This is a genomic window from Pediococcus parvulus (genome assembly GCF_007990205.1).
GTDB classification, from domain to species: Bacteria; Bacillota; Bacilli; order Lactobacillales; family Lactobacillaceae; genus Pediococcus; species Pediococcus parvulus.
The window spans coordinates 1-16,838 of sequence record NZ_BJWE01000016.1 but is presented as its reverse complement, the minus strand read 5'-3'; the positions used below and the strand labels follow the sequence as shown (position 1 = coordinate 16,838).

14 protein-coding genes are annotated in these 16,838 nt (G+C 38.4%); 8 read left to right on the top strand and 6 right to left on the bottom strand.

What is annotated here, in order from left to right; translation table 11 throughout:
• Window positions 1-54 precede the first annotated feature (54 nt).
• From gyrA to dnaA, 6 genes are all read right to left on the bottom strand, one after another.
• Entirely contained in the window at window positions 55-2,538 is a 2,484-nt protein-coding gene (gene gyrA, locus PPA04_RS04815) for a DNA gyrase subunit A (RefSeq protein ID WP_057784140.1), read from the bottom strand.
• An 80-nt stretch (window positions 2,539-2,618) separates the two neighbouring features.
• Window positions 2,619-4,562 carry a DNA topoisomerase (ATP-hydrolyzing) subunit B gene (gene gyrB / locus PPA04_RS04810; RefSeq protein ID WP_057784142.1) on the bottom strand — a complete coding sequence of 648 codons (1,944 nt, stop codon included), beginning with the start codon at window positions 4,560-4,562 and terminating at the stop codon, window positions 2,619-2,621.
• Window positions 4,563-4,603: 41 nt separating this feature from the next.
• Complete coding sequence (gene recF / locus PPA04_RS04805) at window positions 4,604-5,722, bottom strand: DNA replication/repair protein RecF (protein WP_057784116.1); 1,119 nt, start codon at window positions 5,720-5,722, stop codon at window positions 4,604-4,606.
• 2 nt (window positions 5,723-5,724) lie between these two features.
• Window positions 5,725-5,955 carry a S4 domain-containing protein YaaA gene (yaaA, locus tag PPA04_RS04800; protein WP_057784118.1) on the bottom strand — a complete coding sequence of 77 codons (231 nt, stop codon included), beginning with the start codon at window positions 5,953-5,955 and terminating at the stop codon, window positions 5,725-5,727.
• 310 nt (window positions 5,956-6,265) lie between these two features.
• On the bottom strand, window positions 6,266-7,405 hold the full coding sequence (gene dnaN, locus PPA04_RS04795; RefSeq protein ID WP_057784120.1) for a DNA polymerase III subunit beta: 1,140 nt from the start codon (window positions 7,403-7,405) through the stop codon (window positions 6,266-6,268).
• A gap of 176 nt (window positions 7,406-7,581) precedes the next feature.
• Window positions 7,582-8,928: a chromosomal replication initiator protein DnaA gene (gene dnaA, locus PPA04_RS04790; RefSeq protein WP_057784122.1), complete on the bottom strand. Its 1,347-nt coding sequence runs from the start codon at window positions 8,926-8,928 to the stop codon at window positions 7,582-7,584.
• A 147-nt stretch (window positions 8,929-9,075) separates the two neighbouring features.
• On the opposite strand from dnaA, the gene PPA04_RS04785 reads away from it, so the two are divergent.
• From PPA04_RS04785 to PPA04_RS04750, 8 genes are all read left to right on the top strand, one after another.
• Window positions 9,076-9,363 carry a hypothetical protein gene (locus tag PPA04_RS04785; RefSeq protein WP_057784124.1) on the top strand — a complete coding sequence of 96 codons (288 nt, stop codon included), beginning with the start codon at window positions 9,076-9,078 and terminating at the stop codon, window positions 9,361-9,363.
• 112 nt (window positions 9,364-9,475) lie between these two features.
• On the top strand, window positions 9,476-9,610 hold the full coding sequence (rpmH, locus tag PPA04_RS04780; protein ID WP_084254234.1) for a 50S ribosomal protein L34: 135 nt from the start codon (window positions 9,476-9,478) through the stop codon (window positions 9,608-9,610).
• 109 nt (window positions 9,611-9,719) lie between these two features.
• The gene (gene rnpA / locus PPA04_RS04775) at window positions 9,720-10,079 is read left to right on the top strand and encodes a ribonuclease P protein component (RefSeq protein WP_057784126.1); all 360 of its coding nucleotides are present in this window, start codon (window positions 9,720-9,722) and stop codon (window positions 10,077-10,079) included.
• The gene (gene yidC / locus PPA04_RS04770) at window positions 10,080-10,916 is read left to right on the top strand and encodes a membrane protein insertase YidC (protein WP_057784128.1); all 837 of its coding nucleotides are present in this window, start codon (window positions 10,080-10,082) and stop codon (window positions 10,914-10,916) included.
• Window positions 10,917-10,988: 72 nt separating this feature from the next.
• Entirely contained in the window at window positions 10,989-11,804 is an 816-nt protein-coding gene (gene jag, locus PPA04_RS04765) for an RNA-binding cell elongation regulator Jag/EloR (protein ID WP_057784130.1), read from the top strand.
• A gap of 163 nt (window positions 11,805-11,967) precedes the next feature.
• Entirely contained in the window at window positions 11,968-13,359 is a 1,392-nt protein-coding gene (gene mnmE / locus PPA04_RS04760) for a tRNA uridine-5-carboxymethylaminomethyl(34) synthesis GTPase MnmE (RefSeq protein ID WP_057784132.1), read from the top strand.
• A gap of 75 nt (window positions 13,360-13,434) precedes the next feature.
• Window positions 13,435-15,342, top strand: coding sequence for a tRNA uridine-5-carboxymethylaminomethyl(34) synthesis enzyme MnmG (mnmG, locus tag PPA04_RS04755; RefSeq protein WP_057784134.1), 1,908 nt, complete (start codon window positions 13,435-13,437; stop codon window positions 15,340-15,342).
• A gap of 132 nt (window positions 15,343-15,474) precedes the next feature.
• Entirely contained in the window at window positions 15,475-16,803 is a 1,329-nt protein-coding gene (locus PPA04_RS04750) for an MFS transporter (RefSeq protein WP_307723904.1), read from the top strand.
• The last annotated feature ends 35 nt before the right edge of the window (window positions 16,804-16,838 follow it).

Genomic DNA, 16,838 nt, shown 5'->3' with positions numbered 1-16,838 from the left:
AAACGATACATAACTAAGTTACGTCGTTTATTGGGATTTATTTTATTAATTTAATTATTCTTCTGAAGAATTTTCAGATGAACTTTCTTCTGGAGCTTGCTCAGTGGTGTCGGTCGTTGAAGATTGTGTTGAATCATCAGGTTCTTCATCGTCTTCATGATCTACTTTAGCCATTGTGGCAACCTTTGAGTCCTCATCAATTTTAATTAAATGAACCCCCATGGTTGCTCGACCCGTTTCTGGGACAGAATCAACGGCAAAACGAATCATGACGCCACGATCGGTAATCAACATGATATCCTCTTCACCAGTTACGGTGGTCAAGCCAGCTAATGGTCCGTTCTTCGTTGTGACATTCGCAGTTTTAATACCTTTACCGCCACGACCCTTGATTGGATACTCACTAGCTAATGTTCGTTTACCATATCCTTTTTCAGTAATGACGAGAACTTTGCTTTCTGGTTGCAATAGATCAACCCCAACCACATAGTCTTCATCTCGTAAACGAATACCACGAACACCAGTTGCTGAACGACCCATGGAACGAACTGTAGTTTCTGCAAAACTAACTGCATAACCTCTATGTGTTCCGATAATGATGTTTTGTTTATTATTCGTGATAACCACGTTAATTAACTCATCATCATCCTTCAAATTAATCGCTTTTAAGCCATTACTTCGAATGTTCAAGAACTCGTTTAGGGGGGTCCGTTTGACAACACCCTTTAGTGTAGTAAAGAACAGATAACGCTCCGTTTCTTGTTCGTGATTCTGACCAGCATTGATCACGGCCTGAATACTTTCACCCGCACTAATTCCTAACAAGTTAATGACCGGAATACCTTTAGCTGTTCGCCCGTATTCAGGGATTTCATACCCCTTCATGCGGTATACTTTGCCGGCATTTGTGAAGAATAACAACACATCATGGGTAGAACTAGAAACCAGATGCTCAATGAAATCATCATCATGCACACCCATTCCTTGAACACCACGACCACCACGACGTTGAGATTTAAACTCAGACTGTGGCATCCGTTTAACATACCCATTATGAGTCAAGGTTATCATGACATCTTCTTCTTCAATCAAATCTTCATCTTCAAGACTAAGCACTTCACCAACAAGTAACTCGGTTCGGCGTTTATCACCAAACTTATCCTGAATATCAAGTAATTCCTGATAAATAATCTGATTAATCCGCTCTGTATGAGCCAAAATATCTTTATAATCAGCAATATCAGTCATTAATTTGGTGTATTCATTTTCAACTTTTTCACGTTCCAAGCCCGTTAAACGAACCAAACGCATATCCAAGATAGCTTGCGATTGTTTGTCAGATAATGAGTAGTTACTCATCAACTGATCTTTGGCAATCTCGGCAGTTTCGGAATTACGAATAATCGAAATGATTTCATCAATGTGATCTAGCGCAATTCGTAACCCTTCAAGAATATGAGCTCGCGCTTGAGCTTTCTTTAAATCAAACTCAGTCCGTCGGCGAATAACTTCTTCTTGATGCTTTAAATAGTAGGTCAAAATTTGCTTTAAGCTAAGCACTTTTGGCGCCCCATCCACAATGGCCAACATGTTAAAACTAAATGTTGTCTGCATCAAAGTCATTTTGTACAAATTGTTCAAAACAACTGAAGCACTCATATCACGACGAATATCAATCACAACCCGCATACCTTCACGGTCAGTTTCATCGTTTACGTCTGTGATTCCTTCGATTCGTTTGTCACGAGCTAATTCAGCAATTCGTTCAATTAACTTAGCCTTGTTGACCATGTAAGGAAGTTCAGTAAGCACGATTTTTTCACGGCCCCTCTTTTCCTGTTCAATATCAACTTTAGCCCGAATAATAATGGTTCCCTTACCCGTTTCGTAAGCTTTACGAATTCCTGATTTACCCATAACCACACCACCGGTTGGGAAGTCAGGTCCAGGTACAGCCTCCATCAAATCAGCAGTGGTTGCTTCCGGATTATCCATCAAAATATGAATTGCGCTAATCACTTCGGCCAAATTATGTGGCGGAATATTAGTGGTCATCCCAACTGCAATTCCGGTTGCACCGTTGACAAGTAAATTAGGAAAACGAGCTGGTAACACTTTTGGTTCGCGCTCTGTGCCATCATAATTATCTTGAAAATCAACGGTATTTTTATTAATATCGCGCAGCATTTCAACGGCAATCTTACTCAATCGAGCTTCGGTATACCGCATTGCGGCAGCCCCATCACCATCAACAGAACCAAAGTTACCATGACCATCAACTAACATGTAACGGTAACTGAAATCTTGCGCCATTCGCACCATGGATTCATAAATTGCGGAGTCACCATGAGGATGATACTTACCCATGACATCCCCAACAATTCTGGCTGATTTTTTATATGGCTTTTCTGGGGTCACACCCAGTTCACTCATTCCATATAAAATACGACGATGAACTGGTTTTAAACCATCACGCACATCAGGCAAAGCTCGTGCCACAATAACACTCATCGCGTAATCTAGGAAGGATGTTCGCATTTCTCGACTCAAATTGACATCCGTTACTCGAGTCCCAATATTTTCTTCATCAGACAAATTAGTTAACCTCCAATCCTAAATTAAACATCTAAGTTTTCAACGAAGACAGCATTGTCTTCAATGAATTTCCGACGGGGTTCTACACGATCGCCCATCAACATTTCAAAATCCCCACTGGCTGCATCAGCATCTTCAGCAGATACTCGTAACAAACGACGATTATCAGGATTCATAGTTGTTTCCCATAATTGAGAAGCATCCATTTCACCTAAACCTTTGTATCGTTGAATTGCTGGTTTCGGACTTGGTGGCAACTGTCCCAAAACTTCTTGCAATTCTTCATCAGAATCAATATAACGAATCATTTTACCCTGACGAACTTGATATAGAGGTGGCTGGGCAATATAAACATAGCCCTTATCAATCATTGGTCGCATGTAACGATAAAATAGGGTCAACAATAATGTTCGAATATGCGCACCATCGACATCGGCATCGGTCATAATAATTAATTTATGATAATTAGCCTTCGTGACATCAAATTCTTCACCAAAACCAGTTCCAAGGGCTGTAAACAGTGACCGAATTTCTTCATTAGCCAAAACACGATCTAAAGTTGCTTTTTCAACGTTTAAAATTTTACCTCGAATTGGCAAAATGGCCTGCGTTAAACGGGAACGTCCTTGCTTAGCACTACCACCGGCAGAATCACCCTCGACAATGAATAATTCACTAATTGATGGATCTTTGGACGTATTATCGGCCAATTTTCCAGGCAAATTATTAATTTCGAGACCACTCTTTTTCCGGGTCACTTCACGTGCTCGTTTAGCAGCAATTCGGGCTTTTGATGCCAATAAACCTTTGTCAATCACTTTCCGAGCAGTATCAGGGTTTTCCATCAAAAACTTATTGAAATGTTCCCCAAATACATCATTAACGGCGGTCCTGGCATCAGAATTACCCAATTTAGTTTTCGTCTGACCCTCAAATTGAGGATCAGGATGCTTTACACTGACAACGGCTGTTAAACCTTCCCGCACATCATCACCAGAAAGATTATCCTCATTGTCCTTTAACATGCCACTCTTATGCGCATAATCATTAACAACCCGTGTTAAAGCCCGTTTAAAGCCTTCTTCATGAGTCCCACCTTCATACGTATGAATGTTGTTGGTAAAGGTCAAGAGTTTACTTTGATAACCCTCTGTATATTGCATTGCGACTTCAACTGTAATGCCTTTTTCCACCCCTTCAACATAGATTGGGTCGGGGAAAAGAACATCTTTACCTTCGTTGAGATAGTCAACATAGTGGCGAATTCCGCCTTCGTATAAGAAATCATCTTCCGTAGGCTTTTCAGGACGCATATCTTTTAACGTGATCCGTAATCCTTTATTCAAGAATGCCAGTTCACGAATTCGTGTCCGTAAAGTTTTAATATCAAAGATTGTGGTTTCTTGGAAAATATCTGCATCTGGTAAGAAATGCACGATAGTTCCATGTTCGTGGGGCTTCGAATCCCCAATAACCGTCATGGCAGTCTTCACTTTACCGCGTGTAAAATCCATATAATAGACTTTATCATCGTGCATGGTTCGGACATCCAATTCAGTTGATAACGCATTAACAACTGAGGCACCCACACCATGAAGTCCACCAGAGACTTTATATCCGCCGCCACCGAATTTACCACCAGCATGTAAGATTGTAAAAACTGTTTCCAAGGCTGGTTTACCGGTCTTAGCTTGAATTCCGACTGGGATTCCACGGCCATTATCAGTCACGGTAATACTGTTATCTTTTTCAACAATCACGTTGATTTTATTCGCAAAGCCCGCTAAAGCTTCATCAATCCCGTTATCAATAATTTCCCACACAAGATGGTGAAGACCTTGTGCACTGGTTGAACCAATGTACATTCCAGGCCGTTTCCGAACTGCTTCTAGTCCTTCAAGAACTTGAATTTGACTTGCATCGTATTCTTCTGCTTTTTCTTCTTTACGCTCACGTGCTGTCTCAATTTCTTGGGGAGTTTTTTTCGTTTTATCTTCGTCAGCCAATCTTATTCCTCCTTATGCAAAATACCTGATTTAATTGTAAATATCCGCGGTTCATCAATTAATTGACGAGCAATACCGCTCAAACTAGTTGTTGTCAAAAAGGTTTGGACCTTATTTTGAATCGACTTTAAAAGGTGCGTTTGCCGGTCATCATCTAGTTCGGATAACACATCATCTAGTAGCAATACCGGATACTCGCCTGTTTCTTCTTTCATGAGATCAATCTCTGCCAATTTCACACTTAAAGCTGTCGTTCGCTGTTGTCCTTGTGATCCGAAAGTTTGGACATTTTTGCCATTGACTAAAAAACGAACGTCATCGCGTTGGGGACCGACCAATGTGGTTCCCTGCTGCAACTCCCGTTCCTCATGACTCGCAAACGCCTTTCTCAACTCGTCATATAGTTGATCTACGGATAAATCTTGTTTCTGGATAACTTGTGACACATACTCAAACGTCAAATGTTCTTTTCCTAGGGAAATTTGGGTATGCAACTGTTGAGCCCATTTCTCTAGTTTTTTTAGAAAAAGGCGGCGCTGAAATATAATCTCCGCACCATAAGCTGCAAGCTGATCAGACAACACACCAAGAAAAACTTTATCTTTGTTCACTTTGAACTTTAGCTGTTTTAAATACTGATTTCGTTGCTTCAGAATTGTGCGATACTGCGCGGAATTATACAGATATTTACTACTCATCTGGCCAAATTCCATGTCAATAAACCGCCGTCTAACAGCCGGTGAACCCTTAACCAAAGACAAATCCTCTGGTGCAAACAAAATGACATTTAGTTGTCCTATATACTGTGACAACTTACTTTGTTCTAAATGATTCACCTTGGCCTGTTTACCTTTAGAACTTAATTCCAGTTCTAAGGGAATTGAACTCATTCTTTTGTGTACGCGGGTTGCCAAACGAGCTGAATCAGCGCCCCAACTAATTAAATCCTGATCATTAGATGTTCGGTGACTTCTCGTTAGTGCCAACACGTAAATTGATTCCAACAAATTTGTTTTTCCCTGAGCATTTGCACCCAATAACACATTGACACCAGGAATAAATTCGGCCTCCAAATCCGGATAGTTACGGAAATTATGGAGGCTAATATTTTCCAAATACATGACTAATCCTCACGTCTTGAACGTACAATAAACAGTCCTTCATCTGGAATATTAACCGTGTCCTTTGGATATAGCTTTTTTCCGCGCCGATTCTCAGGCTCATCATTTACCTCTATAGTGTGTTCGCGAAGATACCATTTGGCTTGTCCGCCAGTTCCAATGATTGATTCTTCTTTTAAGAGTTGACCGAGCGTAATGAATGGCGTTGTAATTAAAACTTCTTTTTTCTCCAAAATTACAACCACCTTTACTAGAACTTATTTCGAATCAATTATTATTTAATTTCGTTTTTTTAAACCAAAAAATAATTTATTCAATTTTAACTAGATTCTTTACTAAATACCTATTTATTATACCTTTAAAAACCTAAAAAAACAATCTCAGAGGCTGTGTTTTGCGTTTTAAGCCATTTTGAAGATAATTAGATACTTTTGACATTTCTTGCGTATTTTTCTCAAATCCTCTTATTTTAATTTTTAGGCATAAAATAAAAACCACGCTTGTCAAAATTTAATTTGGCAAACGTGGTTATTTTTTTAAATTTTAGAATGTTCGAACAGGTGTAATCAACTGAATAAAGTTTTCTTGATCCTCAGTTGGAACCAAAGTGAATGGTCGCAATGCTGAAGTGAATGAAACTTGAATTTCAGTTTGGCCAAACGAACGGAGCGCATCCTTCATATAATCTGGGTTAAATGAAATTTCTAAATCTTCGCCCTCAACAACTTTTGCATCAAGTTGTTCCTCAACGTTTCCGACATCAGGCGAGTTTCCTGAAATAACAATCTTTTTATCAGCAGTGGTAATCGCCAATTTAACAACATTATTACGACTTTCATGGGATAACAAGGAAGCCCGTTCAATGGCTGCTAATAAAGCTGGCGCATTGAATTCTAAAGTTGTGGTTGATTCTTTTGGAATCAAACGGGATGTATCTGGATAATTTCCTTCAAGTAATCGAGAATAAAACGCTGTGTCACCTAAAGTAAAGAGAACCTGATTTTCAGAAATTCGCGTGATGACGTCTGGATTTTCTTCGCCAATCATCCGAGATAACTCAACGAGACTTTTTCCAGGGATGATCACATCATATTTTCCAGTATTTCCTTCAGGCAATTTAATTTGGCGTTGACTTAACCGGTGACTATCAGTTGCAACTGCTAAAAATTGGTCGCCATCAATACTGAAATGAACCCCAGTTAAAATTGGACGACTTTCTTGAGTTGAAACGGCCAAAACAGTTTGGCTAATTAATTGTTTAAATACGTTTCCGGAAAGTTGGATTTGGTCATTACCGTCAAGTTCTGGTAAATGTGGGTAATTATTAGCATCCAAACCGTTAATTGTAAATTCTGCGGCCCCAGATGAAATCTCTGTTTGGAAGCCTTCAGTAATTTCAACGGTCATTGAATCTTCTGGAAGTCGTTTAACGATATCACTAAAGAAGTGCGCAGGTAAAACAATTTTCCCAGGATCTGTAATTGACAATCCGTTGTCTTCATTTTTGGCATCTAAAACTGTCTCAATGGAAATATCTGCATCACTCCCAGTTAAGATAATTTGATCAGATTCCACATCAAGTTTTAAACCAGTCAAAATAGGAATTGTTGTTTTAGAAGATATTGCTCTTTGAACGTCATTTAATTTTTTAATGAACGCAGCTCGTTTTACAGTAAATTTCATTTTTAAGAATCTCCTTTGGACGAAATGTATTTATATATAATTATATATTAAAAGTAACAGTAGTAATAGGGCCTGTTGATATTGTGTAAATGTCACCTAACGCTTAGGCAGGTCGAAGATTATCTCTGTTTATAAAATGTGGATAACTTTTAAAGTAATTCACACTTGTCCACAAGCTATGGTTTGAGCTCACTTTTTAGATCACCAATTTGGCGTTGTAAATCATCATCTTTTTTAAGCGCCGCTGCAATTTTTTCGTGAGCATGAATCACAGTGGTGTGATCTTTGCCACCAAATTCAGTTCCGATTTTCGGTAAGGAGGCGTTTGTCAGCTCGCGAGAAAGATACATAGCAATCTGGCGAGGGACAACGATTGATTTCATTCGTTTCTTACCCTTTAAATCAGAAATTGAAGTGTGATAGTATTTAGCGACTTTGTCTTGAATTAGCGAAATTGAGACTTCACTAAATTTAGTACCAAAGTTCAAACTACGCATGGCTTCGGAGGCAAGATCAGTTGTAATGCTAGTACTTTGCAGATTCGCATATGCTTGAACCCGCGCTAAAGCACCCTCTAATTCTCGTACGTTTGAATCAACTTGGGTGGCGATGTAATTCAAAGTATCGTCAGGAATTTCAATTTTATCAGCCATCGCTTTTTCACGTAAAATGGCAATTCGCGTTTCCAAATCAGGTGGGGTGATATCGACCGATAATCCCCATTTAAAGCGCGAAACTAGTCGTTCCTGCAACTTAGGAATTTCATTTGGTAAACGATCTGAAGTCAGCACAATTTGTTTTTGATTACTATATAAAGCCTCGAAAGTATGGAAGAATTCTTCTTGAGTAGCTTCCTTATCAGCAAAGAACTGCACATCATCGACTAAAAGCAGGTCAACATTTCGATAAACCTCACGAAATTCTTCTTGATGTTTAGATTGAATTGCATTGATAAAATCGTTTGTGAAAGCTTCACTAGTAACATATTTAACATTCGTATCAGGATTATTTTTGAGAATTTGATGGCCAATCGCATGCATCAAATGGGTTTTTCCAAGACCAACGCCTCCATAAAAGAAGAGCGGATTGTACATAGTCCCAGGATCTTCCGAAACGACTAACGCGGCTGCATGGGCCATCTGGTTTCCTTTACCAGTGACAAATGTGTCAAATGTATATTTGTCATTTAAGGTAGTAACTTCCATAAAATCGGGTGTCGTTTTTGGTTTTTCGGCAGCCTTTTTTTCTTGTTGAACGGTTTCTTCTTGCTCACCCTCCAAAACAAAATCTGGTGTGATATCTGCTTGGGTGATCAAATAAGCATATTCTACAAATTTTGGTGCCAAATGTTGTTTCCAATAATCGCGATGTAACGGCGATGGTAATTGGATTGTCATGATATGATTTTTTAGATCGATTGGTTTAGCTACGTCGATCCAAGTTGAAAAGCCGAGGGATGAAATATCATCGTCTTTTTGAAAATCAGCTTTAATTTGATTCCAAAGATCATCCTTACTTAGCACAAAAATCCCTCCAAAGTTACGCACAGTTTATTTTTTGTGTTTTCAATTCTTAAGCGAAAGAAACAATGCATTAATTTTAGCATGAAAAAAAAAAGTTTTCCACAGGATGTGGAAAACTATCGAAAATAAATCACAGGACAGGTAAAAGTGTATCCACAAGCTGTTGAAAAAAGGCCAAATTTTCATGAAAATTTTGGTTATTCACACAAAACGGTGGATAACTATACCCCGAGAAATAAGGGGTGGCAGGAGTTATCCACTGAAAATCATGAAAATGTGGATAACTCAATCACAGGGGGTGAATATCCGGATAAGCTCGGGAAAAACGGTGCAAAACTTAGGAAAACAAATGTTTTTATCCACAAGGTATGCACCACGATAAGCTTTGAGTGTGAACAAGAATATTTATTTTTTTCTATTAAGACCTTTGCATGATGATTGATTTGTGATACTATATTATGGTAATTGTAATTAGATACTGAGTTATTTCATTAATATATAAATGAAATCTATATAAATTTCAGTGTTGCTATGGGAGGTGTACGAATTGAAAAGAACATATCAACCAAAGAAGCGTCATCGTTCACGTGTGCATGGTTTTCGTAAACGTATGAGTACAAGTAACGGCCGTAGAGTTTTAGCACGTCGACGTCTAAAAGGTAGAAGAAAATTATCTGCATAAGGCCACTGATCCCAGTGGTCTTTTATTTTTGAAGAAATTTGAAAATAGCAGACAAACAACCTTTTATATGTGAGAAACTTGATAATACGATTTATTTTGGAGAGAGAGCATGCGCAAGTCATACCGTGTAAAAAGAGAAACGGAATTTCAAAAGGTATTTGAAACTCATAATTCATATGCAAATCGAAAGTTTGTTGTTTATGTGATGGAGAAACCACATCAACCTCATTTTAGGGTGGGAATTTCTGTTGGTAAGAAAATTGGTAATGCTGTTATGCGAAACTATATGAAGCGACGCATCAGTCAAAGCGTTCTTGAATTCAAACCACAACTACGTCAAGATATTGACTTTTTGGTCATTGCACGGCCCCAAGCGTCTGGTCTTTCAATGAAAGAGACCAAACAGCAATTAAAGCACGTATTCACGTTAGCTAATATTTTAACTACTGATCAAAGTGAGGAAAAGTAAGTGAAACACAGCAAAAGAAATATAGTGATGATGGCAATTGCCAGTTTAACGCTGTTTTTAGCTGGTTGTAGTACGGCACCTATCACGAAGAATAGTACCGGATTTTGGGATCATTGGATTGTCTATAATTTTTCACGGGCAATTATTTGGTTATCACATTTATTCGGTGGTAATTTTGGTTGGGGAATTATTATTTTCACCATTATTATTCGTATTATCATCTTGCCCTTGATGATTTATCAAACAAAATCTTCAATGAAAACTGCTGAAATTCAGCCTAAGGTTCAAGCTTTACAAAAGAAGTATTCCTCTAAGGATACTGAAACACAGCAAAAATTGCGTGAAGAACAACAAAAACTTTATTCCGAAGCTGGTGTAAATCCCGTTGCTGGGTGTTTACCATTAATTGTTCAGTTACCTGTTTTGTATGCTTTGTATGCCGCTGTTAACCGGACGGAAGTTTTGAAAGCAGGATCATTTTTATGGCTGCAATTGGGAGACAAGGATCCGTACTTCGTATTACCTATCTTAGCTGCTGTATTTACCTATGTGAGTTCATGGCTGAGTATGAAGTCGCAACCAATGCAAAATGGGATGACAACAATGATGACCATTGGTATGCCGGTCATTATCTTCTTTACAGCGTTAAGTGTGCCATCAGCTGTTTCCCTGTACTGGGTGGTTACAAATATTTTACAAGCTGGTCAAACATTAGTTATTCAAAATCCGTTTAAGATTAATCGTGAACGTGAAGCAAAAGCACAGGCTGAACGCGATAAAAAACGGGCCATTGCAAAAGCTAAGCGTAAGGCTTATAAAGGACGCAATAGAAAATAAAAATGACTGGAGATTAGAATGTTTAGTTCTGGTCTCCTTTTGCTGTACATAATCGTAAAAAGGAGGTAGCCTATGGCAAATTATAAAGGGAGTACAATTGAAGAAGCAATTGAAGCAGGACTTGCTGATTTAAATGTAACCCGTAAAAGTGTAACTGTTTCAACAATAGTCGAACCTAAAAAAGGATTTTTGGGTTTCGGCAAACGATTGGCTGAAATTGAAATGTCAGTTATTGAGGCTCCAAAATCAAACGAGACGGTCAAAGTTCCTGAAGAAAAAGCGCCAGAAACTAAACCAAAAGTTAATTCTGAAGTTCAACATAAAACTGATGAAGTAAATCATGAAAGTAAAGCTGAAGTTCAAAGGCACCCGCAAGTCAAGGATCAAGCTATAGAACCAGAAACCTCATCGCGTCCGCGTTTGAATGAAGAAATTGTTTCTCAAATGCAGGAATATTTGGCAAAGATTGTGACCCAGTTGGGAATTGAAGCTACTTCAACAAGTAAATTTCATCATCGTGACGTTTCAATAGAGTTCAGAACTGAGCAAGAGGGCATGCTAATTGGGAAGCATGGTCGAACAATTAACGCACTACAAACTTTAGCTCAAGTATTTTTGCTACATCGCGGCATTTCACATGCCAATGTAAAATTGAATGTTGAAAATTACCGTGAACGACGGACAGAAACGTTGCAACACTTGGCCGAAAATACAGCTCGTGAGGTTGTGGCAACTGGTGAACCAGTTTTCTTGGATCCCATGCCCGCATTTGAGCGAAAAGTGATTCATGCGACGCTGTCTGAGAATCATTTTGTCTCAACTTTTTCAGAAGGACATGAACCTCATCGCTATGTTGTGGTGGCCCTTGTTCAAGATGAACAGCTTTAAAATAAAAGTGTAAGAAATTGACAAATGCGCAACAAAATTTTAAGATATAATCAATTATCTAAATAGCAGGTAAAGTAGTGAAAGTACTTTATCCACGTAACCTCTTATTAAGGCGTGGACTAGGTGCTTTTTTTATTGGAATTGATTAGGAAGGAAATAGAAAATGCTAGAAACAGCTACGGAATTAGATACGATTGCTGCAATTTCAACCCCACCTGGTGAAGGTGGTATTTCCATTGTTCGAGTAAGTGGAAATACCGCGCTTGATGTGGCAGAGAAGATTTTCAAAGGTAAGGATCTGCATACAGTTAAAAGCCATACCATTAATTATGGGCATATCGTTAACCCTAAAACAAAGCACACAGTTGATGAAGTAATGGTTTCAGTGATGTTGGCACCCAAAACATATACTTGTGAAGATGTTGTTGAGATCAATTGTCACGGAGGCATTGTGCCTACCAACGATATTTTACAGCTTCTACTAAGTAACGGTGCAAGAATGGCCAAACCAGGCGAATTTACTGAACGTGCTTTTTTGAACGGTCGAGTTGATCTTTCTCAGGCTGAAGCAGTGATGGATTTGATTCGTGCTAAAACGGATCGGTCGATGAAAGTAGCTTTAAATCAATTAGATGGGGATTTATCTCATTTAATTAAGAATTTGCGGCAGGATATTTTAGACGTTTTGGCACAGGTTGAAGTTAACATTGATTATCCAGAATATGATGATGTTGAGACCATGACCAGTAAACTATTACGTGAAAAAGCTGTAGAAGTGAAAGCACAAATCAAACAACTTTTGCAAACTGCGCAAGAAGGTAAAATTTTACGTGATGGACTGGCAACGGCGATTGTGGGGCACCCAAATGTTGGGAAGTCTAGTTTGCTGAATCGAATGCTACATGAAGACAAAGCGATTGTCACAGATGTGGCTGGAACCACGCGTGATGTTTTGGAAGAGTATGTGAATGTTCGTGGTGTGCCGTTGAAGTTAGTTGATACAGCTGGTATCCGTGAAACAAACGATAAAGTTGAGAAAATCGGTGTTGAACGCAGTCGTAAAGCAATTAAAACTGCAGACTTGGTCTTGTTAGTTTTAGACAGTAGTAATCCATTGTCGGATGAAGATCGTCAGTTAATTAAAGTCACTGATGAAGCAAAACGAATCATTATCTTGAATAAAACTGATTTACCAATGCAATTAGATACTGATGAATTATTCAATTTAGTTCCTGAGGATCAGGTGATTCGAACCTCTGCAACAGAAGGGGTAGGATTGGATGATTTGAAAGAAAAAATTTCTAAGTTATTCTTCGATGGGATTGAAAGTAATCAAAACAGTGTCATTGTGACAAATGCTCGGCATATTGGCTTGCTGAATCAAGCTGAAGAAGCATTGGATTCAGTTTTGCAAGGGCTCAAAGATGGTATGCCAGTAGATCTAGTCCAAATTGATATGACGCGTTGCTGGGAATTTCTTGGTGAAATTACTGGTGACAGTTATCAAGATGAGTTATTAGATCAGTTGTTCAGCCAATTCTGTTTGGGTAAATAATTGAAGTTCAATTAAGTTAACCATGAAACAAATTATGAAGCTACTTGAAGCTCGAAATAATGTGGAGGAAGAGTCATGACGGAAGTAAAACAGTATGCAGGGAAAGATTACGATGTGATCGTAGTTGGCGCCGGCCATGCGGGTTCAGAAGCGGCTTTGGCAGCTGCAAGAATGGGAAACAAAACCCTACTAATGACTATCAATTTGGATATGGTGGCTTTTATGCCATGTAATCCTTCAGTTGGTGGACCAGCAAAAGGCATTGTGGTTCGTGAAATTGATGCTCTTGGTGGCGAGATGGGTAAAAACATCGATAAAACTTATGTCCAAATGCGAATGCTAAATACGGGTAAAGGCCCCGCAGTTCGTGCCTTACGGGCCCAAGCAGATAAACATGCTTATCATGCTCAAATGAAAAAAACTATTGAAGATGAACCTAATTTGACTTTACGACAGGGAATTGTTGATGATTTAATCATTGAAGACGGTGTCTGTAAGGGAATAATTACTAATACTGGTGCTCGTTACCATGCCAAGAGTGTTGTTCTGACGTTGGGAACAGCTGCTCGTGGGAAGATTATTATCGGCGAGCTTATGTATTCTTCGGGTCCTAATAACTCACAACCTGCCATGAAACTTACTAAGAACCTAAAGGATTACGGTTTCGATTTGGAACGTTTCAAAACAGGAACGCCACCACGAGTTGATGGTGGCACAATTCATTATGATGAAACTGAAGAACAGCCCGGTGATAAGGAACCAAATCACTTTAGTTTTACAACGCCTGACAGTGCCTATATTGATGTGAAAAATCAGTTATCTTGCTGGTTGACGTATACTAATGAGTATACCCATAAAATTATTCGAAAAAATCTAGATCGTGCACCTATGTTTTCTGGTTTGATTGAAGGTGTTGGTCCCCGCTATTGTCCTTCAATTGAAGATAAGATTGTCCGATTTGCGGATAAGGATCATCATCAATTATTCCTTGAACCTGAAGGTCGGAATACAGATGAATGGTATGTTCAGGGACTTTCAACTTCTATGCCAGAAGAGGTTCAACAACAAATTCTTCATTCCATTAAGGGCTTAGAAGATGCTGAAATGATGCGGCCTGGTTATGCTATCGAATACGATGTGGTTTCCCCCTATCAATTGAAGCCAACTTTAGAAACTAAAGTTGTGAAAAACTTGTATACCGCTGGTCAAACAAACGGGACGTCCGGTTATGAAGAAGCAGCTGGCCAAGGTTTGATGGCTGGAATTAACGCTGGATTGCGTGCCTTAGACAAAGGTCAGTTTACCTTAAAACGTAGTGATGCTTACATTGGTGTTATGATTGATGACTTGGTGACTAAGGGAACCAAAGAACCATATCGTTTGCTGACTAGTCGTGCTGAATATCGTTTGATTTTACGTCATGACAATGCGGATTTGCGTTTAACTGAGATGGGTCATGACCTTGGTTTGATTGATAACGATCGTTACCAAGAATTCCAAGAGAAAAAAGATGATATTAAAAATGAACTTCATCGTTTAGATACCATTCGCATAAAACCTAAACAAGTTAAAGATTTCTTGATTTCTAAGGGTGGTCATGAATTAAAAGATGGTGTTTTAGCATCAGAATTTCTCCGTCGTCCAGAGGTTTCCTACAAAGACTTGCTGCAATTTATCCCTGCGCCGGATAAGAAGTTAGATCGGCGCGTGGTTGAGCAAGTTGAAATTGAAATTAAATATGCAGGTTATATCAAGAAAGCTAAAGAACGTGTTGAACGTTTGAAAAAGATGGAAGCTAAGAAGATTCCGGATCACATTGATTACGCTGCGATCAATGGTTTGGCTACTGAGGGTCGTCAAAAGTTGGAGAAAATTCAACCAGAAACGATTGCACAGGCTAGTCGAATTAGTGGGGTTAACCCAGCTGATATCGCTATTTTAAGTGTTTATATTGAACAAGGACGTATTGCAAAAGTTAAATAATTTACAAATAAGAGCTGTTTTAATAGAGATATTAAAACGGCTTTTTTTACAATAATATTTATTTTATCGTTAAAATATATTTTATTAACATTTCTAAATAACTGGAATATAACTAAGTTATCACAAAAATAAATTTTAACGATAGAAGGAATTATTATTAAAGATTTTCTGAATACTAGTAAAGCACAACTTGTTAAAGTCGGTATTATTGCATTAATTGATGAGTTAGGAAGCAGCATGTTTAGCTTCGCATTGGGATTATTTCTCTTACGTAAAACGGGATCTGCTATGAATCTGGGAATTTCTATTTTGATTGGCCCCTTAGTATCATTAGTTTTATTGCCTGTTTCTGGAACAATTGTGGATCGTTTTAGCCACAAAAAAATCATTGTGACTTGTCAGATTGGCATTATTATCACGATGGCGTTTTTCTCAATGGAGCTTCAGCAGCTTTCAGGAACGTATCTCATTAAAATTATTATTTTGTTGGTTTTGCTAGATATCTTTCAATTGTTTATTGGCAATGTTTTCAGTGCTTCTGCGATAAATCTCGTGCCTAAAACACAGGTGCAACAACTTAACTCGATTCAACAAATGGTTCGTTCTTCAGCATCAATTTTGGCTCCTATTTTTGGTGGAATTGCTTACGGAATGATGCCATTCTTTGGTTTCACACTGGTTATGTTGGTGACTACCTCAGTCGTTATGCTGATTGTATTATCGCTGAACTTCAGATTTAATGGGGCACAACTAGTCACTAAGACCGATTTTAAAAGAAAAGTGGATTTTTTAACTTCATTTAAGGAAGGCATCCATTATCTACGTCAGAAACAGGCAATTGTGATGTTGATTATAACGGCTTGTGTAATCAATTTCTTCTTTTGTGCAGTGAATGTTGGGTTACCCTTTATATTAGTTAATCGGTTTAAGTTAAGTAATATTTTTTACAGTATCGTAGAGGCTAGTACGTCAGTAGGGATGATCTTATCAGGTTTTATCTTTATGAAACAAAAGCCAGCAGAAAATCAGATTCAAATTATGTATCGTTGGGTTATCGGGATAGCTCTGATTACAAGTGGAATGGGCTTACCAGTAGTGTTGCATGTTCAATTGTTAAAATTGGAAATTACTGGTATTTATGTGGCGCTCGCCTTACTAATGGGGGTTGCGTTATTTGAAACCAATGTACCTATGGCAGGATACATGCAACTGCATATTGATTCTAGTTTTCAGGGACGGGTTTTTACAATTCAATCTTCATTGTCAATGTTGATGATGCCCGTTGGAACGATTATGTACGGTTACTTATTTGATCATTTTAATGCAGGTATTATTTTTCTAGTATCAGGAATAATTGTAATTATTTTCATCTCTGTATTCATGCAAATTAAAGTAACAAAACCGATAGGATATGCTAGAAATATAGCAGGAACGAAAAACCTAGAAAATGGGCAGAAATAGATTCTTAATTGAATAACCATGAGATTGTTACGCTG

Bases quoted from the DNA above. Each gene is read 5' to 3' on its own strand.
- gyrA (WP_057784140.1), bottom strand. From the start codon at position 2,538: ATGCGAACATCCTTCCTAGATTACGCGATGAGTGTTATTGTGGCACGA.
- recF (WP_057784116.1), bottom strand. From the start codon at position 5,722: ATGTATTTGGAAAATATTAGCCTCCATAATTTCCGTAACTATCCGGAT.
- dnaN (WP_057784120.1), bottom strand. From the start codon at position 7,405: ATGAAATTTACTGTAAAACGAGCTGCGTTCATTAAAAAATTAAATGAC.
- rnpA (WP_057784126.1), top strand. From the start codon at position 9,720: ATGCGCAAGTCATACCGTGTAAAAAGAGAAACGGAATTTCAAAAGGTA.
- jag (WP_057784130.1), top strand. From the start codon at position 10,989: ATGGCAAATTATAAAGGGAGTACAATTGAAGAAGCAATTGAAGCAGGA.
- mnmE (WP_057784132.1), top strand. From the start codon at position 11,968: ATGCTAGAAACAGCTACGGAATTAGATACGATTGCTGCAATTTCAACC.
- mnmG (WP_057784134.1), top strand. From the start codon at position 13,435: ATGACGGAAGTAAAACAGTATGCAGGGAAAGATTACGATGTGATCGTA.